Consider the following 24,882-nt stretch of genomic DNA (forward strand, 5'->3'; position numbering starts at 1 on the left):
GGTTTAGCTGTTCGCCCATCTGTGGATAATGATGAGACCTCGCTCACTTTCAAGGATGACTTGTGGCGGACAGCTCCCTCTTCCAATCCTTCTTTCTCATTTTTAGTGGCGCCGCGATAGTTGCCACCCTGGCACTCTTCGGCCGCCAGCCCTTATTAGTTGCCTATATCGCCCTGGGTGTACTGCTGGGACCATCTGGGCTTGCGGTCATCGATAATCTGCGCCTGCTCTCAGATATGTCCAACGTGGGCATCATTTTCCTGCTGTTCCTGCTGGGGCTGGATATGCAGCCCCAGGCATTGGTCTCGGTGCTGCGCAAAGCCACTTTTGTTGGCATTATCAGTTGCGCCATCTTCCTGGGTATTGGTTTTTCTATCGGTCAGCTGTTTGGCTTTACCACCATGGAGAGCTGGGTGATCGGTATGGCCTTGATGTTTTCCAGCACCATTATCGGTATCAAGTTATTGCCTACCACGGTACTACACCACAAGAAGCTGGGGGAGTTGATGGTGGGCCTGTTACTGTTTCAGGATTTTGTCGCCATCGTCTGCTTGATGATTCTGCTCAGTGACAGCAGTGGGGATATGCATCTGGGACAAGTAGCCCTATCTTTCGGAGCCTTGCCCTTATTAGTAGCGTTTGCTTGGGTAGTGGTGAAATACCTGTTGCTGCCACTGTTTAGCCGTTTCGACCGCTTTCACGAGTATGTGTTTTTGATGGCGCTGGGCTGGTGCATGGGCATGGCGGAACTGGCAGAAACGCTGGGACTGTCGCGGGAGATCGGCGCATTTATCGCCGGCATCACCCTCGCCGCCAGCCGGATTTCCCAGTACATAGCCCTCAACTTGAAGCCCCTGCGGGATTTCTTTTTGATCCTGTTTTTCTTCAGCCTTGGCGCCCAGTTCAAACTGTCAATGCTGCCGGAAATTCTGGTTCCTGCACTGGTAACTGCCGTGGTGGTGCTGCTAGCCAAGCCAGTGGTATTCCGCTATCTACTCGGTGGCCACAGTGAACTCAAAATATTGGCCTGGGATATCGGCTTCCGCCTGGGGCAAATCAGTGAATTCTCCCTACTGATCGCCCTACTGGCCTTTAGCCAGAACCTAATCGGCAGCGAAGCCTCGCACCTGATACAGGCCACCGCCATTCTGACCTTCCTGGTGTCCTCTTATATCGTGGTGATGAATTTTCCCAACCCTATCGCCACCAAAGACGAACTGCGCAGGGATTAAACCTGCGCTGGCCTGACTAGGGACTTAATCGCTACTTTCGCCTTCTCCAACAACAAGGGAATATCCTTTCCGAACATCAGGTAAAGGCAGGGAACCAACAAAAGAGAAATAGCCGTAGCTGCGAGAATTCCGTAGCCGAGGGAAATTGCCATAGGAATCATAAAGCGCGCCTGCACCGAGGTTTCAAAAATCATCGGCATCAGGCCGCAGAAAGTGGTAACCGTAGTCAGCACAATTGGGCGAAAACGGCGCGCCGCTGCGCGCTTAATTGCAGTTTCCAGATCAGCACCCTCATTGCGCAAGCGGTTGCTGTATTCGATCATCACCAGGGTATCGTTAATAACCACCCCGGCGAGCGCCACCATACCCAGCAGACTCACCATACTGAGGCCATAGCCCATCCCCAAATGGCCGAGCAATGCGCCGATCACACCGAAGGGAATGGCAATCATCACAATTAATGGCTGTATATAGCTCTTCAGAGGAATCGCCAGCAACAGGTAAAGCACCGCCATCGCCAGCATAAATGTCATCCCCAATGAGGCGAGTCCCTCACGCTCATCCGCCTGACGTCCCTCATAGGAGATATTAAGACCGGGAAATTCCGCTTTCAGTTGCGGCATCACACTGATATTCAGCTCGTTAATCACCAGTGCCGCCTGATCGCTGGGCTCCACATTAGCAGTAACCGTGGTCACCCTACGCCCTTCGCGACGGTTGATTTTGGCATAGGCCCGCCCCTGCTCAATTTCGACCAGGTCGAGAAGTGGCAGCCACTGGCCATTGCCGGCGCGGATCATCATATTGTGTATATCGTCCATCGTAACCCGCTCAGTTTCCGGCAGGCGCACCATCACCTTCACCTGGTCCCGTCCGCGTTGTTGACGCAAGGCTTCGGCCCCATAGAGGGAGGCACGCAGCTGGCGGCCAATTTCCTCCGCAGAAACGCCCAAGCTCTTGGCCGTTTCCGTCAGGGTCAAGTCGAGCTGGGTTTTACCAAGAGAAATACCTGCATCGATGTCGCTGACATTAGGGAATTTCTCCAGCTCACCAGCCAAGCGTAATGCGGCCTGTTCCAGTATGTCCGTATCCGTGTGGCGGAGCTCTACAGTGAGAGAGGAACCGGCACCGGGCCCACCGCGATCGGATGCAGTAATTGCGCTGAGAGAACCGGCTATCGGCCCTACCTCCCTTCGCCACTGACGTACAAACTCCCCGGTAGAAAAACTGCGCTGATCCGCCGCAACAAAATAGGTATCCACCTGAATCGCATCATCCCCGATCAGGCCACGACTACCGAGGAAAACCCGATCCCGATCGTATTGTTCGAGCACTCTATCGGCCGCATCAATAATCTGCGTCCTGGCTTTTTCCAACTGCTGTTGAGGGGTACCGGTAGGGAAAGTTACCGCGAAGCGTCCGGAATCCCGCTCCACTCGCGGCATTAAGGTAAAGCCCATACGCCCGCTGGCCGCATAGCCCGCCATTACCAACAAGATGGCAATAGCGATGGCAATGGTGCTGTAGCGGTGCGCTACACAAAGGTTCAAAAAGGGACGGAAACGCCTCTGCACAAAACGGTCCAGACCACGAGCCAACAATTTTTGTCGAGCGGCGAAGCGGCGGGCCCGCCGGCTCTTATAACCCCGACGTGAATGGGCCAGGTGCGCCGGCAAAATAAACAGCGCCTCCACCCAGGAGATGATAAATACCGAGCCCACCACGAAAGGAATTACGCCAAAAATCTTGCCCATAAAGCCGGGCAATTCCATTAAGGGAATGAAGGCGACGATATTGGTAAGGATGGCAAAGGTCAGTGGTACCGCTACCTGGCGAGCACCGGCAATAGCCGCCTCTAAATTGCTATAACCTTTCTGCCGCCATTCGTGAATATTTTCCCCGGCGATAATGGCATCATCCACCACAATACCCAGGGCGATAATAAAGGCGAACATACTCACCATACTGATGGAGATATCCAGCCCAGGCAGAAACAGCAGTGAACCGAGGAAACTGGTGGGAATACCGAGGGTCACCCAAAATGCCAGACGCAATTCCAGGAAGGCACCGAGTACCACAAATACCAGCAGCAGGCCGATAAATCCGTTCTTCAATAGCAGAGAGAGGCGCTCTTTAAAGATCTCCGAGTCGTCATCGCGAATGGTCAGCGTCACTCCTGGCGGCAGGCTGGCTCTGACCTCTTCGATCACTTCCCGCGCCGCCTCGCTGACACTCATCGGTGTCTGCTCACCTACGCGGTAAATTTTGATACTGACGGCGGGCTCCCCGTTAAACACCATATTACGCGCCTCGTCCTCGAGGGCATCGCTGATATTGGCGATATCACGCAGATACACCGGGCCGCCGCCACTGCCACGGGTGACCACCACATTGCCGAACTCCCGCGCCCAATCACGCCGCTCGGTAACCCGAACCAGGATTTCGCCGGCATTGGATTTAACACTGCCGGAGGGAATATCCACCGCCGCGTTTTTTACCACCTGGGCAACTTCTGTCAGAGTCAGGCCATAGCGCCGCAAATCGTCGCGACGTATCTCAACGGCCACTTCCAGATCTCGAACGCCCTGGGCCTCCAACTGGGTGATACCGCTGTGCGCCTCCAGTTTGTCGTACACCTGCATGGCCAGGGCGCGCAAACTGCGATCATCCAGATTGCCATGCAGGACCAGGTCCAATACATCGCGCCTGCGCTCGGCCAGACTCACCTGTGGGCGCTCAATGTCACCGGGGAACGTGGTCACCGAATCAATGGCCTGCTGAATATTCTGAAAAACCAGATTGGCATCCGCATCGCCCTCAAGTTCCAGAATCAGTGAAGCGCTACCCTCGTTGGCCGCACCGCGCATCTCTTTAATGCCGACAATACCCTGTACCGCCTGTTCGGCGGCCACCAATACACCACGCTCCACCTCTTCCGGACTGGCGCCGGGATAAGAAATGGAAACCGTCACCCTATCCAGACTGAACTCAGGAAAAACCTCTTTCTTCACCACCAGGGAGAAAACCAGCCCGCCCACAATCAGGACCAGCATTAACAGGTTGGCGGTTACATGGTTGCGCGCCATCCAGGCGATAGCGCCCTGGCGGGTATCAATAGTCGCATCACTTCTTTTGCGCTCAGTCATTGTCACCCCCAGTTTTACGGCGCCGCGCTCCGGCACCTGGGGCCTCACTGGCTGAAGCGGCAGCATCGGCGGGCAGCTCTTTGACCGAACGGGGGCCTGCGGCAATCCGCACCGGCATACCTTCAGTAACGGTGATCAGACGAGTCGTAACCAGGGTTTCGCCACCATTTAGCCCCTTATCGAGCACTGCAAAATCTCCGCTGGTATAGGCAACCTCAACCGGCTGAATACTGGTACGATTGTCGCGCACTACCCAGACCAGATTGTCATCTTGCAGAGCCGTGAGGGGGATTCGCACCAGCGCTTCCTCAGCCCGTGAGACAATTTCCACCCTGGCCAAATCATTCAGCAAAAGCTGCGGCTGAGAGGGGTCCAATACAGAGAGAGGATCTTTCAATTCCACCAGTACGCGTGCCAGCCGTCCCTGCTCCTCAAGCACTGGTATCACCCGAACAAACTCTCCATGGCGGAAACTGCCGGCGGGCCACTGACTGCCATAAATGCGGACTTCCACATCGCCACTATCCAGACGGTGTAATTGGCTAGCAGGTACCTCAACAGCAATCTGGAAGCGGCTAGCGCTGGCCAAACTGTAGAGATTAATCCCGGGGGATACTCGATCCCCCACATCCACATTACGCACCACCACCAATGCGTCAAAAGGAGCACGCACTTCGGTCAGGCGCAGATTGCGCTGCGCCAGAGCCACCTCGACCTCCGCCGACTGCACGGCTGCTTCGGCCGCAGCTTTCTGGGGTTCACGCAATACCAGTGCGCGGTCGGCTTCTCCCAGAGCAGTGCCGAGCAGCTCGTACTCTTCCTGTGCCACCTGCTGCTGCCCCAACTCCTGCTGTAACTCCGCACGCCGGCCGGCGAGGGTGCTCTGAGCGGATTTCAGGGCCAATTGGTAGGGCTCAGAATCAATACGCAGCAGCACTTTACCTTTGGGTAGAACCGCGCCCGGCCCCAGATCGTAGTCGAGCCACTCCACCTGTCCGTCTACCAAAGGCTGCAACTCCGCCAATTCGCGCGCGGTCACTTTTCCCAGGGCGCTTAAAGTCATGGGGAAACTCCCTTGCTCCGCCACCGCCACATCCACAGCCGGCGGTGGCATCTTGCGCTCACCGCGAGAGACTGTGGGTTTCTCCCGCAGCATCCAGGCGGCAATCACAGCTGCCAACACCAGTAAAGCCACAGGTATGAGCGAGCGCGGATTGAACTTCTTTAACATCAACTATTTCCCTCCAAGTACAACTCCAGGTCTGCGGGCTCCGGTTCGGGCAGGTCTTGCTGCGGCAGCCCCCCGGACAGTGCGCGATATAATGTGACTCGGTTTTGCAGCAGCTGGCGTTCGGCAGACAACACCTCACGAGCCAGGCTCTGCTGTTCGGTGGTAGCCGTCAGCAGATTGAGAAAATCGACAGCACCGCGTGTATAGGCACGGTTGCGCCGCTGCACGATCAGGTCGGATAAACGCTTTCGTTCTCGCAGGTGTTCGAGTTCCCGATTCAAGGCACCTTCACGAATCAGGGCCTGCTCGACTTCTGACAGTGCCTGGTTCACGGTTTCTCGATATAGCGCCCAACGTTCCTGCAAAGCCGCATCCTGTTGCTGCCGTGCGGAACTGAGCGCACCGCCATCGAAGATCACCCCTTCCAGGGAGGCGGCGATAGCCAACAGCCAGTTCTCGGTAATATCACTGATGAGGCTGGTACCGTTACTGGCCACAGCGGATAGACTCAGTACGGGCAGCCTATCCGCCCAGGCCTGATCCGCCAGGTGGTAATCCTGCACCAGCTTGCGCTGGGCTTCCCGTACATCTGGGCGCCGTAGCAACAGTTGTGATGGGATGCCCGTATCAGGCAGGGCCGGCAAAAACGGTAGGCTCGCCTCTTTGTGGATATATCCAGTCAACTGATCCAGATTGATGCCCAGTAAAGTGGCCAGTTGCACCTTGAGCACTTCAATATCGGCGCCTGTCTGTTCCAGCTCCTGCTCAGAGCGCTGCACCAACTGGCGCTGCTGCAGCACATCGGCGGCATCGCTGACCCCGCGTGCAAAACGCGACTCCAGCACCCTGAGAGACTTCCGATTAATTTCCAGCTGCTGCAGCAGTAAGTTGTGCTGACCCCACTGTTCGCACAGCTGCAACCAGGTTGAGGAGACTTCCGCCGCGAGGCTCAGAGCGGCGGTCTGTAGATTTTGCTGCTGGGCCTGAAGCCCTGCCTCAGCCGCGCTGGCTCCTGCGCGCACGCGTCCCCAGAGATCCAGCTCATAACTGGCAGCGATACGGGTACTCCAGCTGTTACCCTCGTTGGAAGGGTCGGTAAATTCCCCAGAGGAGTAGCGCTGCTCGGTATTTTCTATCTGGGCAGTCACTCGGGGGAACAGCCCTGAACGGGCTCCACGGGCCGCCGCCACAGCTTGGCGCAGGCGCCAATAGCTGGCCTGCAAGCTGGGATTATCCCGCAGAGACAGCTCTACCAACTGGTCGAGCTGTGGGTCTTCAAACCCTCGCCACCACCGGACATCGGCCGCCTCAGTACCCGAGGCGCTGAATGTCTGCGGCAGAGACAAAATATCCTGCGGCTCGACAGTCTCAAGGGGCTGAGAGGAACAGCTGGCCAGCAGTGGAACACAAATTGCCAAAACACGGTAAAAGCCCAAGAAAAATCACCGGAAAAGTATTTAAAAACAGGAAAAACAGAGAATTATTGCGCCCATTATCTTCCGACAAAAATAGCTCGCAAGGCGTTTTACCCTTGTTTACACAGCCATGCTCAAACCAGTCTAAATTTTGCTGCCGTTAGGAGTGCCCCATCGCAGCTACTTAGGTATGATGCGCCACAATAAACTGAATGGTCACTGGGTTTTGCCGCGGGATGCTTGCCAATGTCCCTTTCAAGATTCGGCAACTTTTGTCGGATTGGCGACAAACCCCGGTGCCGATTAATAACGGAAGAAGTAGAAGAGACTAGCCATGAGTAAACATCAGCCACTCGCCCACTGGGACGACATCCTGCTGCTGGACCAGCAGTTGACCGACGAAGAACGCATGGTGCGCGATGCCGCACGCGAATACTGTCAGAACAAGCTGATGCCGAGGGTCTTGGAGGCCAACCGCCACGAGATTTTCGACCGTGAAATCATGAGCGAAATGGGCGAGCTGGGCCTGCTGGGCTCCACTATCGAAGGCTACGGCTGTGCCGGTCTCAACTACGTTTCCTACGGCCTGGTAGCCCGCGAAGTCGAGCGGGTGGACTCTGGCTACCGCTCCGCAATGAGCGTGCAATCCAGCTTGGTAATGCACCCGATCTACGCCTACGGCAGCGAAGAGCAGAAGCAGAAGTACCTGCCCAAACTGGCCAGCGGTGAGTGGGTTGGCTGTTTTGGTCTGACCGAGCCGGATGCAGGTTCCGATCCCGGCGGTATGAAAACCCGCGCCAAAAAAGTAGACGGCGGCTACCGTATCAGCGGCGCCAAGATGTGGATCACCAACAGCCCCATTGCCGATGTATTCGTGGTTTGGGCCAAAGATGACGAAGACATCATTCGCGGTTTCGTACTAGAGAAGGGTATGGAAGGCCTGAGCGCGCCGAAGATTGAGGGCAAGTTCTCCCTGCGCGCCTCCATCACCGGCGAGATCGTGATGGACAATGTCTTCGTACCCGAAGAAAACAAGTTCCCCGAAATTGGCGGACTGCGCGGCCCCTTCGGCTGTCTGAATCGCGCCCGCTACGGTATTTCCTGGGGCGCCATGGGTGCCGGTGAGTTCTGCTGGCACGCAGCGCGCCAGTACGGCCTGGACCGCAAGCAGTTCAACCGCCCACTGGCTCAAACCCAGCTGTTCCAGAAGAAGCTGGCCGACATGCAAACCGAAATCACCCTGGGTCTGCAGGCTTCCCTGCGCGTTGGCCGCATCATGGATGAGAACAAGCAGTTCGACCCCACCATGATCTCCCTAGTGAAACGCAATAACTGCGGCAAGGCCCTGGATATCGCCCGCATTTCCCGCGATATGCACGGCGGCAATGGTATCTCCGACGAGTTCCACGTGATTCGCCATGTGATGAACCTGGAAGCGGTAAATACCTACGAGGGCACCCACGATGTTCACGCTCTGATTCTGGGCCGTGCCCAAACCGGCCTACAGGCGTTCGTCTAACGCCTCACCGGGCGCCACCCGTGGCATACGCGGGTGGCGCGCTCACAGTAAACTTTTCTCCCTTTTAGCGCACTGCTATTGCCTGGCCTGTGCCTCTATCGCCTGCACATTAATCACACAAAAAGCAATTCCGATAAATACCAATAGAGATGCACCCCACTCCATGGCATCCATCGATTCGCCTAAAATCACCCAGGATCCCATCAAACCAAATACCGGTACCAGCAGCCCAAAAGGGGCAACAAATGCAGCGGAATAACGCCTAATCAAGTCTCCCCACCAAACATAAGCGAGCAACGTAAGGAATAAGCTTTGATAGAGGATCGCACCCCAGGCTATTGGCGAGGCCTCCAGTAAATGCTGAACGGGCTTTCGAGTTTCCAAGAAATAGGACAATACGAATAGAGGAATTGGCGGCACCAGCGATGCCCAGACCATCAGATGGAATAAATTTACTCCCCGCATTCTTTTCAAAGCCAGATTAGCAATGGCCCAAGCCATACCCGAGCCCATCAAGAGCAAAAATCCTTTCTGTGTTGTGGCCCCTCCCTTATCGGCATCAATGAAAAACAATGTAAAGCCAGCAGCTGCTATCAACAGACCCACAAGCTGCTGCCAACTTATTTTTTCCGCAAAAAAGCAGATACTGAAAATTAAGGTGAAAATCACTTGTGACTGCACCAGCAGCGAGGCAATTCCTGCCTGCGCATCAGTGCGCATCGCCAAGTAAACCAGTCCCGTAGTGAGAAGCTGTAAAAATACGCCGATCAGGACAACATTCCATACTGAGGTTTTTGGAAAAGGGAAAAACCAAACAAATGGAATAGACGCCAAGGCATATCTCATCGCCGTGAGCATCAAAGGGGGAATATCACTGAGAGCCAACTTAACAATCGGATAGGCCATACCAATGATGAATACACAAGCCAGTGCTTTTAAAATGCTATGAATTGGCATGTTAAGAGTTATCCATCCTGTGCTTCTGCCCGTTTCGCTGCCACTTCAGCAGGCTCTCTTTTTAGCGTTTATGGGGGGGTAAAAATTTTTGGAGCGGAAGAAAACAACTCCCCGCTTTGCCAAACATAGCAACCGCTAACGGAATTGCTCTAATGCCTCACTCTGCACGACCTCACACTTCTCTCCAGCGGCAAAGTAGACGATTCCCTTTGCTTAAATAGAAGTGCTATTCTCCCCTGCCCGCCAATTCCAGGATGTAATGATGATATGGATGAGCTGCTGCATTGGTTCGATATGATCGGTATCGCAGTCTTTGCCTTTAGTGGCGTACTCGCTGCAGGTCACAAGCAGATGGATTTATTTGGCGCAGTAGTACTCGCCTGTGTTACCTCTACGGGAGGGGGCACCATCCGGGACATCATCCTCAATATCCCCGTATTTTGGCTGCAGGACACCTACTATTTGTGGATTGCTGTCGCGACCGGTGTAATTAGTTTTTACCTGATACGCTATCTACAGGTACCCATGCGCCTGCTGATGGTGGCAGACGCTATCGGCCTCTCGGTGTTTGTAGTAATCGGCACGCAGAAAGGTTTAGAACTTGGCTATTCCGCCACTATTGCGATCGTAATGGGCATGATGACCGCCACCTTCGGAGGAGTAATTCGCGATGTACTTTCCGGCGATATCCCATTGCTCTTGCGCCGGGAGATCTATGCCACAGCAGCTCTTACCGGCGCCGCTGTATTAGTTGCCTTGGATGCCAGTGGCAAGTTGCCGGGGGATCTGGTGATTGCCATCGCTGTAGTGGTGACCTTGTCAATTCGCTTAGCGGCCTTGCGATGGAATCTATCCGCTCCCATTGCCCGATTTGGCAATCATTGAGCGACTCAATTTACAAAACCCAGAACTTTTTCGGCCCACAGGAATACTCTTAGTGCGAAACTTCCGCCCACTGACCGCCTCCATCATTTTGATCGGCCTGCTGATGAGTGCCTGTGATCGGTCTGAACAGGGGACAACTTCCCCCGCAGCGAAAAAGCCCAGAAGTTATACCCACCTATACCCCAGATCCTGCTGGTTCAAAACAGACGACAGCTGGCCCGCCACTCAGTGCTTCATGATGGAAGTACCGGAGGATTACGCCCATCCAGAAAGGCGCAAAATCCGCTTCCCGGTTATACGCTTTCGCGCCAAGAATCCAGCGCCAAACAAGGCCCCGCTGCTGCATCTCGGGGCGGGTGGCCCCGGTGCCAGCATGGGCCTGGAACCAGAAAACGCCAGCGATTGGCTGTGGCTGAATTACGCCGCCATGACTGTAGAGGATGGGCGCGACCTGATTGTGATAGACCCGCGCGGCACCGGCATGGCAAGGCCGCGCCTTACCTGCAGCGAATTTATTGAAGATGCGCAGACAGCTTTCCAACGCAACCTCTCCCCGGAAGAAGAAGCGCGAGTCTTCGCCTTCAGTATGGAGCGCTGCTATAGCCGCCTGAGCAAGGGCGCAGATATGGCGCAATACAACAGCTCGGTGATTGCGCGGGATGTAGATGAACTACGCAAGCGGTTAAAAATCGATAAACTCGACCTCTACGGCGTTTCCTACTCCTCTCGCTATGCCCTCACCTATGCGCGGGATTTTCCCGATTCAACCCGCGCCTTGGTACTCAACAGCGCCGTCTTTCCTAATATTGTCTACACCCAACAGTTGGCACAAGATTCACTGGCAGCTTACGAGCGCGGCCTCAAGCACTGTATTGAAGATGCGAAATGCAACAGCCGCTACCCAGACTTGCGCCGCCGCCTGGAAAATCTGGTGCAAACCCTGGATGAAGAACCGCGCACGATCTCCATCAAACACCGCTATTCCAACCAGCCCTATCCCTTTGTACTCACTGGCCAACGCTTGCTACGGGTACTGTTCCAAGCCCTATACAACGAGAACTTTTACAGTGAATTGCCAAAACTCATTGAGGGCCTGGAAAACAGTGGCGATGAAGGTCTGAAGCCCGCGCAAAAGGCCATAGGGCACTTTATGGAGATCGTATTGGACCCATACTTCGGCGATGCCGCCGGAGTCAGCCATTTCTGCTATGAGGAAGCCCCCTTTGTCGATTTCGACGAGGCCCGCGAAAGCGCCGAGGACACCGGCATTCTCGGTGGCGCCGTGCGCTCAGACCTGAAGCTGCTGCAACTACAATGCCGAATCTGGGCGATCCCCGCCGCACCACTGCTGGAATCACAACCCATCGCCACTCCCGCGCCGGTTATGGTGTTACACGGCGGCCTAGATCCTGTTTTATCAGCCGAAGATGTAGATGTAGCGCGCAAGGCACTACCCAATCACCAGTGGCTGCTCTTCCCTCAATTAGCTCACGATATTATTTCCGCCAGCAGCTGTGCCGAAAAAGCGGCAGCACGCTTTCTCGATAACCCGACAAGCGACCAGACCGAGCCCACCAAAACCTGCCGCCAGCAGGAGCTGGCCGATCAGATCCAGGAAGAACAGCAGGGGCAGAACCAAGATGAACAGACAGAGGCTCCTTCCAGCGGAGTACAGGCCCCAGAAAGCAGCCCTTAATCAATTGGTGTCTTTGAACGACAGCAGGAAACAGCATGGACAGAGTTCGCAGCGCTTCGCTTATTGAGGTGGAAGACTTACAGGAATTAATCGCTAACAAAACCGTAGGGATTCTGGATTGTCGCTATGACCTCGCCGATAAGGAGAGTGGCGCCCTGGCGTATGCAGCGGGGCATATTCCCGGAGCCCACTATGCCAGCCTGCATAGGGACTTATCGGCCCCTACCCATCAATTAGGTGGGCGCCATCCTATGCCCAGCAACGCCCAGTTCCAACAGTTCGCCCGCAAACTGGGGATCAACGCCGATACGCCAGTCGTTGTCTACGATGATAATCGCCTGGGCTTTGCCGCACGGGCTTGGTTCCTGTTTTTCTTCTTTGGCCACACCAATATTAAGGTTCTTAATGGGGGCCTGCGGGCTTGGCTCGATGCCGGCCTATCGCTAGAGACCCGTGAACCCGCCACCACACCAGAGGGTAATTTCAAAGCAAACCCCAAAGATAACCTGCTGGTGCACTACGAAACCCTCAAGGCCTCCCTGGGCAATGCACCCTGGCAGCTGATCGATGCCCGCGATGAGGATCGCTTCGCCGGAAAACACGAACCCATAGACCCTATTGCCGGCCATATTCCCAGTGCGATTAACCAACCCTGGCGCGAAATGACCGATGATGCAGGTAAAGTGAAGTCAACTGCAGCACTCCAAGCACTATGGGACGCTCGCTCCGATGGACGCCCGATTCTGAATTACTGCGGCTCCGGGGTGACAGCTTGTGTGAACTATTTTGCCCAACAACTTGCCGGACGCCGGGACTCCCTGCTCTATCCCGGCAGCTGGAGTGACTGGTGCGCGCATCAGCGACAAGGGAAATAAAGCGGAAAGCAGCACCCTCAATAAACGCACCATGAGCTGACATGACAGGCCATGAAAAAGCTGAGTAAGAAATAAAATGAGATTACTGGGCAGGCAGGATTAAGGGGCGGTGGTTACCGCCCCTCTGGCCAAACGGATCTGACTCAATCGTACATGGGGTTGCGTAATATTGGACAGATAGCCTCTTTATTTTTCGCCATATACTGCTGGTGATATTCCTCGGCGTAATAAAATGGCTGGGCCATGCTGATTTCGGTAGTAATCTCACCGCGCTGCTTTTCGTTCAAGGCTGCTTGCACCGCTTCTTTACTCGCTTCCGCTTCTTTCTTTTGCCCCTCGTGAGTGCAGAAAATACAGGAGCGGTATTGGGAACCGATATCATTGCCCTGGCGCATTCCCTGGGTGGGATCATGCATATCCCAAAAAGTTTTTAGTAATTCCGAGTAGCTGACCTTGTTGGGGTCAAACACTACCTTAACGACTTCGGCATGCCCGGTACGTCCACTACATACCTCATCGTAATTTGGATTCTCGGTGGCACCATCCGAGTAACCCACCGCAGTGGCATAGACACCGTCAATGTCCCAAAACTGTTTCTCCGCACCCCAGAAACACCCCATGCCAAAGATTGCGACTTCCATGCCTTCGGGGAATGGTTCCTGGATTGAGTTGCCGTTGACATGATGGATACCGGTGATTTCCATCGGCTGTGGTCGGCCGGGCAAAATCTGATCCGCATCCGGGATCTGGAATTTGTCGTATTGCATACTGTTATCTCAAGTGCTGAAATTTTCTTCAAACAGGATAGCCACAAGCCCTCATTCCGCCCAGAGATTGGAAAGGCTTGAGGCGAGCCATGTTAACCTGACAATCCATGGGATCGAAAAGATATTTAAGCCCTGGGCACAAACTTGGCAAGTGCAGAACCTAAGGAGCCGCCATTGGCACGTTTAATTCTTCTAATACTGATCTTACTCGGCATCTGGTATGCCTGGCAAAAAATCAAGTCCAGCTCTAAAGGCGATAGGCGCAAACAGATTTTCTTTATCACCCTACTGGGTGCAGCAGTCATCGTAGTGTTACTAGCCGTCAGCGGAAGGCTGCACTGGGTCGGTGCCATGGTTCTGCTGATCCTACCGGTGCTGGGCCGCCTGCTCAATCAACTCACTCGTTTAATGCCCTGGCTGGCCCCCTTGTTCGAGCGTTATGCGCGCAATCGACAAAATCAAAGCCAACAACAAGAACAGGAACCCCATCAGGAACAAAAAGCCGCCCAGGCCGACCAAGGGCCGCCTCTGAGTGAACACGAAGCGCGACGAATTCTAGGGGTTGGCGCCAATGCCGGACGCGATGAAATTATCGGCGCTCACCGCAAGCTTATTCAAAAACTACACCCGGATCGTGGCGGCAACGACTATCTAGCTTCAAGAGTAAATGCCGCCAAAGAACTGCTGCTGAATACGCTCTGATCGCGACTATTTATCAGGGCTAGGTTATTCTGGTACACGACACAAGAGGTGAACATAGCGCGCCAACTGGCGATAAGGGTCGGTCTGAGAATACTCCAATTCTTTTTGTACAATTGCCGCAGCGGGTAACTTGTCACGAATAGCAGGCGTCATAAAATCGTGAAAGCAACGAATACCGCTGTAGCAGGTCACCTCAAAACCGGCCTCCTGCAGCCAATCACTCACCCACTCCAATAGCAGTGGGTTTTGTGGTGTCAGGCTCCCCGGGTGCCCACCCCAATAGTCTTCATCGATATTGCGCTCCAGCTGGCGAAAACTGCCACGCTGCAACAAGCGAAACTCTAGCGCGCGCCGGTTGTAAAAAGTGAGGGACAAATGGCCACCCGGCTTGAGCAAACGGTGTAGCTGCTGTAAGGCCAAGCGTGGCTCCTCCAGCCATTCAAGCACTGCATGGCAAATCACAAGGTCCGCGCCCTGCAACGCTTTCATCTGTGCCAACGCCTGTAGGGGCTTATGCAAAAGGGTTACCCGCTTTTGTAAATGTCTCGCCTCAACTTCAGCGGCAGCGTGCTCCAGCATTTGCGCCGAAATATCTGCCAAGTACACCTGATGCCCCGCAGCCGCCAGGTCCATGGCAAAGTGCCCCTGGCCACCACCTGCATCCACGATTTTTAAGGTGCGCGATTCCCGGCTGACGATCGCTGCTAAATCCCGATTCAGCACCGCCAGACGGATATCCCCCTTGAGGCCGCCATAAATACGATCGCGAAATCGATGCGCCAGGTCGTCAAAGTTCCTGTCGCTGAAACCTGCCTCACTCATGGAGCCCCACCATTTACAACTTCTCTCGCTCGGCGCTCATTTTCCGCAATCTTATCGCGCAGCGCTAAATCCATATTCACCCCCAGCACCTCTGCCAACTTACACAAGTACATTTGGATATCCGCCAGCTCTGCAGCAACTTCTCTAGCATTCTCACTCTGCATCAGCGAATGAATATCCGCGTCTTCGCACCATTGAAAATGCCGATTCAACTCGGCCACCTCTACCGAAAGTGCCACCCCCAGATTCTTTGCAGTGTGTAGGTGCTCCCAGCCCCGCAGCTTGGCTACCTTGTCAAAAGCCGCCACAATTTCACTATTTTCCACTGAACTTCTTCCTCTGCTGTCGCTCCAGGCCGCCCTCCCGCGCCGCCAAAATCGAGTTGAGTGCGCGGGACATAAATTCCCGCCGATACAAGACACAAACCACAAAAAGGTAACCGGCAATAAACAGCAGCGGATGGATAAACCAGCCCAGCACCGACATGGAAAAGTAATAGGAGCGCAGGCCGTAGTTATAACTGTGCCCGGCGTGGTCGATCACCTTAGCGGTGCTGATAGCAAAACGAAGGCGCTCATCCTCCGACAGTTCACCCGCTTCCGGCGGAGGTGCGGCTCCAATCAACACATTGGCAAACGAGTATTGACGCAAAGACCAGGTGAAATTGAAAAAGGCGAAAATAAAAATCAGGATAAGCAGCATCACTTTTAGTTCGAACTGCTCAACCGTGGTGGGCTCGGCAAAAGGCAAGCTGGTGAGTACTTCGATGGCAGCTTTGTTAGCCGTCAAGGCCGTCACCAGGCCCGCCAAAATTAGAATACTAGTGGAGGCAAAAAAACCAATCACCCGCTCAAGGTTACTGAGGATTGCGGTATCTGCCATGCGCATATCCCGATCGAGCATGCGCAGCATCCACTCCACTCGGTACCACTGTAATGATGATGTGAGACACCAAGTCTCTTTGGCTTTCTTGCGTGCAAAGACGGTGTAACCGACCCATGTGATTAAAAAGCCAGTGACGCTGGCAATATCCAACCAGGACAACCTCTATCTCCCTGTTCGTCTACATTTATGCCGGGGCTTCGGTAGGTGAAGTCTTCGCCTTGCTGACATCCTTGTCAACACTGTCTTTCCGGTGTGTGCAAGCGGTAGAATAGCGCCCTTTCGCCGGCAGCAGAGGTCGGCCAGAAAATTTTCTATAACTCCAGGGAGCTGTCTTTTGAACAACTCACATCCTGCATTTGAACTGGTTACCAGCGCAGATATCGATTCCCTCGGCGTGCGTGTCGAGGAATACCGCCACACCACCACCGGTGCCCAACACCTGCACATTGCCGCAGACAACGCGGAAAATGTTTTCCTGGTGGCACTGCGCACTGTGCCCCACGATTCCACCGGTGTGGCCCATATTCTCGAGCACACCGCACTGTGCGGCAGTGACAAATACCCGGTGCGCGACCCTTTCTTTATGATGATTCGGCGTTCACTCAACACCTTTATGAATGCCTTCACCAGCTCAGACTGGACCGCCTACCCCTTTGCCAGCCAGAACCGCAAGGATTTCAATAACCTTCTCGATGTCTACCTGGATGCGGTATTTTTCGCCACACTGGACCCGCTGGATTTTGCCCAGGAAGGACACCGCCTGGAATTTGCCGAAACCGAAAACACCAGCAGTGAGCTGGTTTACAAAGGCGTGGTGTTCAATGAGATGAAGGGCGCCATGAGCTCGGTCAGCTCGCAGCTTTGGCACACCCTGAGTAAATATCTGTTCCCCACCACGACTTACCACTTCAACTCCGGTGGCGAGCCTACAGATATCCCCAAACTCAGTTATGAAGAATTGGTAGATTTCTACCGCAGTCACTACCACCCCAGCAACGCCATTTTTATGACTTTTGGCGATATTTCCGCCGCCGAACACCAGGCAGCTTTCGAAGAAAAAGCGCTGCACAAATTTGAGAAGCTGGACAAGACGATCGAAGTGGGCCGTGAAGACCGCTATCACGCCCCGCTCAAGGTGGAAGAGCACTACCCGCTTAGTGGTGAAGCACTGGAAGAAAAAACCCATATCGTTCTGAGCTGGCTACTCGGCGACGTTACCGATCTGGAAGAGGCCCTCACTGCACACCTGCTCGCCGGCGTGCTGCTGGATAACAGCGCCTCCCCACTGATGAAACTGCTCGAGACTACTGACCTCGGCACCTCCCCCTCCCCCCTTATCGGGCTGGACGATTCCCAGCGGGAGCTGGTATTTGTCTGTGGCATTGAAGGCAGCGAGCGCGAGCGCGCCGACGAGCTGGAAAAACAAGTGCTCGCCGTATTGGAAGATGTTGCCGAGAAAGGCATCCCCTACGAGCAAGTAGCTGCCAGTCTGCATCAGTTGGAACTGCAGCAGCGCGAAATTGGAGGCGATGGCTACCCCTATGGCCTGCAGCTGATCCTTACCGCACTCACCGGCGCCACTCACCGCGGTGATGCGGTTGGCCTACTGAATATCGACACTACCCTGGAAAAATTGCGCGATCAGATCAAGGACCCAATGTTTATCGCCAATAAAGCGCGCGAACTATTACTGGAAAACCAGCACCGCGTGCGCCTGGTGATGAGCCCGGACGATAAACTGGCCGGGCGCAAAGAACAGGCAGAAAAGGAACAGCTGGCACAGATCAAAGCAAACCTCAGCGAGCAGAAAAAAGCGCAAATAGTCGAAACTGCCAAGGCCCTCACGGACCGCCAGAATCGCGAAGACGATGCCTCCATCCTGCCTAAAGTGGGGGTAGAAGATATTCCCGCAGAAATGCCCGATGTCGAGGGTGAAATCACTGAGATCGGCGAACAAAAACTCACCCGCTACAGCGCTGGCACCAATGGTCTGGTTTACCAACAAATGGTGTGCGCCCTGCCCGAATTTAGCGAAGAAGAAAAGGCGCTACTGCCCTACTACTGCCAGGTATTGAGTGAGGTTGGCCTCGCCGATAAAGACTACCTGGAAGTCCAGCAGTGGCAGACCCGTGTCGCTGGTGCTCTGCACGGTTTCACCAGCAGCCGCACCGCCATCGACAACCTCGATCACTTGTCTGGCCACTTTATTCTCTCCGGCAAGGCACTCTCTCGAAACCAGAGTGAACTGACCGAACTGATGCAGGCCACTATGGCACAGGTGCGCTTCGATGAGCACGCCCGTATCAAAGAGTTATTGCAACAGACCCTGGCGCGCCGCGAACAGGGTGTTGTCGGCAACGGCCATGCTCTCGCCATGGCGGCGGCAAGTGCCGGTTACAATCGCGCAGCCTGGGAGAGCCACGCCAGCGGCGGACTGCTCGGCCTGCGCAACCTGAGAACCATGGTCAAAGGGCTCGATGAGAAAGATGGCCTGCAGCAACTTTCTGCGCACTTCCAGGCAATCCACAACAAAATCCTCGCCGCCCCGCGCCAGTTCTTGCTCATTGGCGAAGAGGAAAAACTCAGTGACTTCAGCCAAGCACTGGCACCACTTATCTCTTCATCCAGCACGGCTGCGGCCAATCCGGACGCGCCTTTCGAGCGCAGACGGGTACAGGAACTCTGGGTGGCTAACAGCCAGGTGAATTTCTGCTCCAAAGCCTACGCCACCGTACCCATGTCGCACCCGGATGCCGCGCCGCTGTCCGTATTGAGCGGTTTCCTGCGCAATGGCTTCCTGCACCGCACGATTCGCGAACAGGGCGGGGCCTACGGTGGTGGTGCCGGGCACGACAGTAATATCGGGGTGTTCCGCTTTTACTCTTATCGCGATCCGCGTATGGGAGAAACCCTAGAGGACTTCGATGCCTCTCTGCAGTGGTTGGCCGAAGGCAAGCACAAAGAAGAGCAAGTAGAGGAATCGATCCTCGGTGTAATCGGCGGCCTGGATAAACCCGGCTCCCCCGCCGGTGAAGCCAAAAAGAATTTCCACTCAGGCCTCTATGGACGCAGCCACGAAGTTCGTCAACAGTTCCGCAAGCGGGTAACCGAAGTTACTTTGCAAGACCTGCAACGCGTTGGTGCCACTTACCTGGAACCGTCCAAAGCCAGCACCGCGATTGTCACCGGCCCCCAGGGCAGTGAAGCGGCTGCGAAGCTCAACCTGCAAGAAGAAAAACTGTAAGTGAGGCAGGCCCCCGGCAGTATTAGCTGCCGGGGCGCCGGTTTTACCCGTTTGCAGACAAATAGTACTCGGCAGAAATCATTCCTCCTGGATCCATGCCGTGATCCCTAAGCGAAGTCCCGATGAGCAAACAAGATAATATCTACGCAAACCCACTGGGCCAGGTGGCCGGCTTTGAATTTGATCAGCAGGTGGTGCAAGTCTTCCCAGACATGATCAAGCGCTCCGTGCCCGGCTACACCACCATCGTGGCCATGATCGGCACCCTCGCGGAGCGCTATGCCCAGGCGGGCAGCCGTTGTTATGACCTGGGCAGCTCACTGTGTGCCGCCACCCTGGCCATGCGCCACCGTATTCCCGCAGCAGACTGCGAAATTATTGCCGTAGATAATTCCGAAGCGATGGTATCCCAGGCGCGCACGGTACTCGAAGCGGATAGCGGTGAAGTACCCGTGCAACTCATTTGCGACAACCTGCAAAACGTGGCGATTGAAAACGCCTCCGTTGTGGTACTGAATTTCACACTGCAATTTATTCCGGTTGAGGAGCGCGAGGAAATCCTGCGCAAAATTCAGCAGGGACTGCGCCCCGGCGGCATCCTGATTATTTCCGAGAAAGTGGACTTCGCCGATAGAGACCACAATGAACTGATGATTGAGTTACACCACTCTTTCAAGGCCGCCAATGGCTACAGCGCACTGGAAATTGCACAGAAACGTTCCGCTTTAGAAAATGTGCTGATTCCAGAGACCTTAGACACCCACCGCTCTCGCCTTAAGAGCGTCGGCTTCACTAGCGTCGATGTCTGGTTCCAATGTTTTAACTTTGCCTCCCTGATCGCCATCAAAGGCAGCCCCGATAAGTAACTACCCGTGATTGACTACACCCAACTCTACCAAGGCTTACAACATATCCCAGAGCTGCGCAGCTGGCTGGCCCAGCTTCCTAAACAGGTAGCCGAAAACCTGAGCCCGCATCGCTGGGGCGACCTGCCCGACTGGCGCGCAGCTGTCGAAGCCCTACCGAATATCGCTCCCTCCAGCATCGAGCTCAGCAATAGCGTGCGTATCGGCAAGGCCAGCGACGCCTCGCCTCAGCAATTGCAGCGACTAGAACAGGAACTGAGAAAACTACACCCCTGGCGCAAAGGCCCCTGGGAAATATTCGGCCTGCCTATCGATACCGAGTGGCGCTCCGATTGGAAGTGGGACCGGGTGCTGCCGCACCTCGCGCCTATGAAAAACAGACTGGTACTGGATGTTGGCTGCGGCAACGGCTACCACTGTTGGCGCGCCTATGGCGCTGGGGCCCGGCGGGTGATCGGCATCGACCCCTCGGCAAAATTCGTCGCGCAGTTTTACGCCCTGAAAAAATATCTCGGCGACGAACAGCCGGTAGACCTGCTGCCACTCGGCATCGAAGCCCTGCCCGCAAATCTGCGCGCCTTCGATACCACCTTTTCAATGGGTGTGCTCTACCACCGCCGCTCGCCGATGGACCACCTGCGCGAGTTGCGTGAGACCCTGCGCTCTGGTGGACAACTGGTGCTGGAGACCTTAGTGATTGATGGCGGGCTCGGGGATTGCCTGGTACCAGAGGGCCGCTACGCTAAAATGCGCAATGTATGGTTCTTTCCCAGCTGCGCCACCCTGGAAAGTTGGCTACGAAAATGCGGTTTTCGCAATCCTAGGACAGTAGACTTGAATATCACCAGCCTGGAGGAACAGCGGCGCACCGACTGGATGCACTTTGAATCACTGGCCGACTTTCTCGATCCGCAATCACCGGACAAAACAGTAGAAGGTCACCCCGCGCCCAAACGGGCTGTTTTGGTCGCGGAAGCGCCATAGCTTGTTTCACAGCCACAATCTGGAAACTCATAAATTCCGCAAAAGCCGTAACAAATAGAATTTTGTACGGAATAGCGACTGCCATCTTGATTGTTGCGCCTTGTAGGGCAAAGTGCGCCCCCAAATGGTGCAACTATATCCTTAAGGGAAGGCCGCGACTATCTGCGGCCCAGCGCAGAGAATTTATATGAGTATTAGCGTATTTGAACTGTTTAAAATTGGCGTAGGCCCCTCCAGCTCCCATACGGTGGGCCCAATGGTCGCCGCCCGCCAATTTGTTCAGGACCTGCGCGACCGCGACCAACTCGCAAAAACCGACCGCATTCAAGTACACCTTTACGGTTCCCTGGCCCTGACCGGTATCGGCCACGGCACCGATATGGCGGTACTGATGGGACTGCTTGGCCAAACCCCCGATACCATCAATGTCGATAGTATCGATGAGAAGATGGCCGCCATTCACAGCGAAAAAGCGCTGACACTTAATGGTGACCACAAAATAGAATTTGTTCGCGATCGCGACCTGCTCTTCCATATGGAAGAGTTCCTACCGCAACACTCCAACGGCATGACCTGCCAAGCCTATTGCGGCGAAGAACTACTATTCGAGCGCAGTTATTTTTCCATCGGCGGCGGCTTTGTTCTCTCAGAGGAAGACTTCGCTCACAAAGAAGAAATTGCCACGCTGCTGCCCTACGATTTCAGTAGTGCCGAACAGCTGATGAAGATCTGCGATCAGCACGACTGGACCATTGCCCAGTTGGCCATGGAAAACGAAAAAGCATTTCGCAGCGAGCAGGAAGTCAAGGACCGCCTGTGGAATATCTGGAAAGTGATGAAAGCCTCCATAGAGCGGGGCTGCCAACAAAAAGGGATTCTGCCCGGCGGCCTGAAGGTACGCCGCCGAGCCGCCGAGCTCTATCAGGAGTTGAGCAAACAAACAGCGGAAGAGCGCAATCGCGGCCTCGCCATCCTCGACTGGGTGAGTTTGTTCGCGCTTGCCGTCAATGAAGAAAATGCTGCTCGGGGACGTATCGTTACCGCCCCAACCAATGGGGCCGCCGGTGTTATTCCCGCAGTGATCGCCTATTACGTGGAATTTGTGCACGACCCGAAAGTGCACGGAGAACTCAAAGAGCAGGTGGTGAAATTCATGCTCACTGCCGGCGCCATCGGCATGCTTTTTAAGAAAAATGCTTCTATCTCCGCCGCCGAAGTGGGCTGCCAGGGTGAGATCGGCGTAGCCTGCTCAATGGCCTCCGCAGGCCTAGCCGCCGTGGAAGGCGGCAGTAATCAGCAAATCGAAAACGCTGCAGAGATTGGCATGGAGCACAACCTGGGCCTCACCTGCGATCCCATCGGCGGCCTGGTGCAAGTGCCCTGTATCGAACGCAACACCATGGGCGCGGTAAAAGCCATCAACGGCGCACGCCTGGCCCTACGCGGTGACGGCTCCCATATCGTACCGCTAGATAGCGTGATCGAAACCATGCGCCAGACCGGTATCGATATGCAGAGCAAATACAAAGAGACTTCTCTGGGCGGGTTGGCCGTTAACGCCGTTAACTGCTGATGGGTTTCTTTATGCCGGGGCTGGGTTTGGCCTCGGCAAGCTTGCCCTTTCAAAAATGCACACCCTAAACATGCTCATCTCTTGTCATTAAGGCAGGATCACTATCGAGAACTATTCAATTGGAACCTTAGAACCACGGTATTGTTGGAATGTCTCATGTCCTCTATCAATTGTTTACTCCGCACTCTCTTAGTAGCTTCATAAACCATGAACATTATTGAGAAAAGGTGTTATTACTCCATAATTCACCTTCCTCAAAGGCAAATTATTGTTTAATAGAATGCTCGCCATCTGAATGAAGTGGAACTTCAGTAAGTGCCCGTTTTATTTCCTCGAGCTTTTCGGGAAGGCTGAACCCCAGATGTTTATTGAGCCTATCCAGTGAACGCTCTAACTCCTGAAATGTTTCAAGTATTTTCTCTACCTGCAGCTTTCCTTTATCTGTCAGAAAGAAAAGCCTCCTTCGCTTATCACTTGAGTCATCTTCATGCTTAATGAGTGAGAGCTTAAGTAACTTCGGAAGTTTCTGCTTAATAAGCTGAGGGGAGGAGTCTGTCTCACGAGCAATTTCATTCAATGACAATCCATCCAATCGATGCAAAGTCACGATGATTGAGCAAGATTTAACCGGAACTTGCACACCATTTCTCGTGAGAATTATCTCGCACTGCTTGGTGATAAGAGTAGAGATAGTCTCCGCAGTCTTGCCAATAAAGTAATTCTCAGGGCTCATAAAAGACAACTCTCATCCATCTTTCAAATTAATTTGGGGCTCATCAGCAGAGTATTGATGCTTGATTCTACCATAACCTTCAAATATATTTATAAATATGTTTATAAATATATTTATGGAGGATAGCAATGCGGACAAAATGGATCATCTTCACTCTTTTCTTACAGTCTTGGGGAGCGCTAGCTCAAACAAACTGCTCTGTTCAGTTACAAGACCTTTCAAAGGATATTGAAGCTCTTAGAGTTGAGGCCGATATACCGGGGATAGCGATAGGAGCAGCGTTAGACGGAGAATTGGTGTATGAAGAAGGTTTTGGCTTTGCTGACAAGTTACACAAAACACCGGTTACTCCCTCCACTATTTTCCAGATTGCCTCAGTAACCAAGCCAATCACAGCTTTGGCGGTAATGGAGATTGCTGATAAGCACTTGGTCGAACTAGAAAGTTCTGTGACTCTTGAACCAGGCTCTCTCCTAGTGAACCCCCATCACCCCTCAAAGGAAATCACCCTACTCCAACTGCTTACACATACATCCAGCATACAGGATGGTATGTATTATGAGGTGGATTTCAGAACACCCGGGCAAGATTCAGCAATGAAGCTTTCCGAGCTGCTGGAAGATATCCTTCTAGAGAATGGCAAATATTATTCAGCTGATAAGTCTTTCCTGAAATCCCCGCCCGGGGAGCAATGGAGCTACAGCAATATGGGCTATAACTTGTTGGGCAACTGGGCCGAGCAACAATCTGGATTGAATTTAAAAGATTGGACTCAGAAAAACTTCTTTGAGCCATTGGGAATGGATCATACCTTCTGGACTATAGCAGATACGTCTGGGTTAGAAGTCGCAACGCCTTATCAAACCCTTTCTGATGGCCAGCTAGTCGCAGTTGCACAAAGTAGTACTCCCGGATATCCGGCAGGAATGTTGCGCTCAACAGTATCAGATTTGACAAAATTCTTTGGTGCGGTTGCTAATTCAGGTGTATTTATGAGGGAGACTATTTCCTCCCAAAAGGTGCTTCATGAGATGTTTTCTGAGCGCTCCATGAGTGGCATTCCAGACCATCTGGAAAGTCAACTTGTTGCATGGAATAGCTATAACTACAAAAAGCGCTCCTATTTAAGCCATTGGGGTGGCAATATTGGGGTATACACGGCCGCTTATGTTGCTCCTGAAACAGGGCTTGCACTTGTCATTCTCACCAACAGGAATGCAGAAAGACCTCAGATTAATATGCTTAAAGAGCTATCTAAAAAAATCTATGATGTAGTTGAAAGATGTAATACTAAGACTGCAGTGGAAAGTTAAAATCACATTGAATAGATAAGGCTTGAGCCTTTAATTA

20 protein-coding genes are annotated in these 24,882 nt (G+C 53.9%); 11 read left to right on the forward strand and 9 right to left on the reverse strand.

What is annotated here, in order from left to right; genetic code table 11:
* Positions 1–62: 62 nt before the first annotated feature.
* Positions 63–1,232 carry a cation:proton antiporter domain-containing protein gene (locus tag ACJJI0_RS05955; protein WP_252085748.1) on the forward strand — a complete coding sequence of 390 codons (1,170 nt, stop codon included), beginning with the start codon at positions 63–65 and terminating at the stop codon, positions 1,230–1,232.
* Here the strand turns inward: ACJJI0_RS05955 and ACJJI0_RS05960 are convergent.
* From ACJJI0_RS05960 to ACJJI0_RS05970, 3 genes are read right to left on the reverse strand one after another with little or no spacing between them, the layout of a single operon-like run.
* Entirely contained in the window at positions 1,229–4,378 is a 3,150-nt protein-coding gene (locus ACJJI0_RS05960; RefSeq protein WP_444885102.1) for an efflux RND transporter permease subunit, read from the reverse strand. The genes ACJJI0_RS05955 and ACJJI0_RS05960 overlap by 4 nt on opposite strands.
* Positions 4,371–5,609, reverse strand: a complete 1,239-nt coding sequence (locus ACJJI0_RS05965; protein ID WP_444885103.1) for an efflux RND transporter periplasmic adaptor subunit — start codon at positions 5,607–5,609, stop codon at positions 4,371–4,373. Before ACJJI0_RS05965 ends, ACJJI0_RS05960 begins: the two co-directional genes overlap by 8 nt.
* The gene (locus ACJJI0_RS05970; protein WP_444885104.1) at positions 5,609–7,045 is read right to left on the reverse strand and encodes an efflux transporter outer membrane subunit; all 1,437 of its coding nucleotides are present in this window, start codon (positions 7,043–7,045) and stop codon (positions 5,609–5,611) included. Before ACJJI0_RS05970 ends, ACJJI0_RS05965 begins: the two co-directional genes overlap by 1 nt.
* Positions 7,046–7,358: 313 nt before the next feature.
* On the opposite strand from ACJJI0_RS05970, the gene ACJJI0_RS05975 reads away from it, so the two are divergent.
* Positions 7,359–8,543, forward strand: coding sequence for an acyl-CoA dehydrogenase (locus ACJJI0_RS05975; protein WP_444885105.1), 1,185 nt, complete (start codon positions 7,359–7,361; stop codon positions 8,541–8,543).
* A 75-nt stretch (positions 8,544–8,618) separates the two neighbouring features.
* Here the strand turns inward: ACJJI0_RS05975 and ACJJI0_RS05980 are convergent, their stop codons facing one another.
* Complete coding sequence (locus ACJJI0_RS05980) at positions 8,619–9,500, reverse strand: DMT family transporter (protein ID WP_444885106.1); 882 nt, start codon at positions 9,498–9,500, stop codon at positions 8,619–8,621.
* Between the two features lie 267 nt (positions 9,501–9,767).
* On the opposite strand from ACJJI0_RS05980, the gene ACJJI0_RS05985 reads away from it, so the two are divergent.
* The 3 genes from ACJJI0_RS05985 to ACJJI0_RS05995 are packed head-to-tail and all read left to right on the forward strand — an operon-like array spanning position 9,768 to position 12,956.
* Positions 9,768–10,385: a trimeric intracellular cation channel family protein gene (locus tag ACJJI0_RS05985; RefSeq protein WP_252085742.1), complete on the forward strand. Its 618-nt coding sequence runs from the start codon at positions 9,768–9,770 to the stop codon at positions 10,383–10,385.
* A gap of 52 nt (positions 10,386–10,437) precedes the next feature.
* The gene (locus ACJJI0_RS05990; protein WP_444885107.1) at positions 10,438–12,081 is read left to right on the forward strand and encodes an alpha/beta fold hydrolase; all 1,644 of its coding nucleotides are present in this window, start codon (positions 10,438–10,440) and stop codon (positions 12,079–12,081) included.
* Between the two features lie 35 nt (positions 12,082–12,116).
* Positions 12,117–12,956: a sulfurtransferase gene (locus ACJJI0_RS05995; RefSeq protein WP_444885108.1), complete on the forward strand. Its 840-nt coding sequence runs from the start codon at positions 12,117–12,119 to the stop codon at positions 12,954–12,956.
* 143 nt (positions 12,957–13,099) lie between these two features.
* Here ACJJI0_RS05995 and msrA read toward each other — a convergent pair whose 3' ends face one another.
* Positions 13,100–13,723: a peptide-methionine (S)-S-oxide reductase MsrA gene (gene msrA / locus ACJJI0_RS06000; protein ID WP_444885109.1), complete on the reverse strand. Its 624-nt coding sequence runs from the start codon at positions 13,721–13,723 to the stop codon at positions 13,100–13,102.
* A 174-nt stretch (positions 13,724–13,897) separates the two neighbouring features.
* Here msrA and ACJJI0_RS06005 point away from each other — a divergent pair, with 174 nt between their 5' ends.
* Positions 13,898–14,425: a J domain-containing protein gene (locus ACJJI0_RS06005; protein WP_444885110.1), complete on the forward strand. Its 528-nt coding sequence runs from the start codon at positions 13,898–13,900 to the stop codon at positions 14,423–14,425.
* Positions 14,426–14,449: 24 nt separating this feature from the next.
* On the opposite strand, the gene ACJJI0_RS06010 is transcribed toward ACJJI0_RS06005, so the two are convergent.
* Genes ACJJI0_RS06010 through ACJJI0_RS06020 form a run of 3 tightly spaced genes read right to left on the reverse strand, consistent with a single transcriptional unit; the run spans position 14,450 to position 16,291 of the window.
* On the reverse strand, positions 14,450–15,247 hold the full coding sequence (locus ACJJI0_RS06010) for a methyltransferase (protein ID WP_444885111.1): 798 nt from the start codon (positions 15,245–15,247) through the stop codon (positions 14,450–14,452).
* Positions 15,244–15,573 carry a MazG-like family protein gene (locus ACJJI0_RS06015; protein WP_444885112.1) on the reverse strand — a complete coding sequence of 110 codons (330 nt, stop codon included), beginning with the start codon at positions 15,571–15,573 and terminating at the stop codon, positions 15,244–15,246. Before ACJJI0_RS06015 ends, ACJJI0_RS06010 begins: the two co-directional genes overlap by 4 nt.
* Positions 15,563–16,291 carry a DUF599 domain-containing protein gene (locus ACJJI0_RS06020; protein WP_252085735.1) on the reverse strand — a complete coding sequence of 243 codons (729 nt, stop codon included), beginning with the start codon at positions 16,289–16,291 and terminating at the stop codon, positions 15,563–15,565. The genes ACJJI0_RS06015 and ACJJI0_RS06020 overlap by 11 nt, the downstream gene beginning before the upstream one ends.
* Positions 16,292–16,466: 175 nt before the next feature.
* Here ACJJI0_RS06020 and ACJJI0_RS06025 point away from each other — a divergent pair, with 175 nt between their 5' ends.
* The 4 genes from ACJJI0_RS06025 to ACJJI0_RS06040 all read left to right on the forward strand — a co-directional run bounded on the left by ACJJI0_RS06025 (position 16,467) and on the right by ACJJI0_RS06040 (position 22,799).
* Positions 16,467–19,376: an insulinase family protein gene (locus tag ACJJI0_RS06025; RefSeq protein ID WP_444885113.1), complete on the forward strand. Its 2,910-nt coding sequence runs from the start codon at positions 16,467–16,469 to the stop codon at positions 19,374–19,376.
* 122 nt (positions 19,377–19,498) lie between these two features.
* Positions 19,499–20,242 (forward strand): carboxy-S-adenosyl-L-methionine synthase CmoA, encoded by a 744-nt coding sequence (cmoA, locus tag ACJJI0_RS06030; RefSeq protein WP_444885114.1) that lies wholly within the window; start codon positions 19,499–19,501, stop codon positions 20,240–20,242.
* 6 nt (positions 20,243–20,248) lie between these two features.
* Complete coding sequence (gene cmoB, locus ACJJI0_RS06035; RefSeq protein ID WP_444885115.1) at positions 20,249–21,226, forward strand: tRNA 5-methoxyuridine(34)/uridine 5-oxyacetic acid(34) synthase CmoB; 978 nt, start codon at positions 20,249–20,251, stop codon at positions 21,224–21,226.
* A gap of 187 nt (positions 21,227–21,413) precedes the next feature.
* Positions 21,414–22,799: an L-serine ammonia-lyase gene (locus ACJJI0_RS06040; RefSeq protein ID WP_444885116.1), complete on the forward strand. Its 1,386-nt coding sequence runs from the start codon at positions 21,414–21,416 to the stop codon at positions 22,797–22,799.
* A 265-nt stretch (positions 22,800–23,064) separates the two neighbouring features.
* On the opposite strand, the gene ACJJI0_RS06045 is transcribed toward ACJJI0_RS06040, so the two are convergent.
* Positions 23,065–23,532, reverse strand: coding sequence for a hypothetical protein (locus ACJJI0_RS06045; protein ID WP_444885117.1), 468 nt, complete (start codon positions 23,530–23,532; stop codon positions 23,065–23,067).
* 128 nt (positions 23,533–23,660) lie between these two features.
* Here ACJJI0_RS06045 and ACJJI0_RS06050 point away from each other — a divergent pair, with 128 nt between their 5' ends.
* The gene (locus ACJJI0_RS06050; protein ID WP_444885118.1) at positions 23,661–24,845 is read left to right on the forward strand and encodes a serine hydrolase domain-containing protein; all 1,185 of its coding nucleotides are present in this window, start codon (positions 23,661–23,663) and stop codon (positions 24,843–24,845) included.
* The last annotated feature ends 37 nt before the right edge of the window (positions 24,846–24,882 follow it).

It is taken from the genome of Microbulbifer mixtoriginis (SeqCode) (assembly GCF_052466695.1).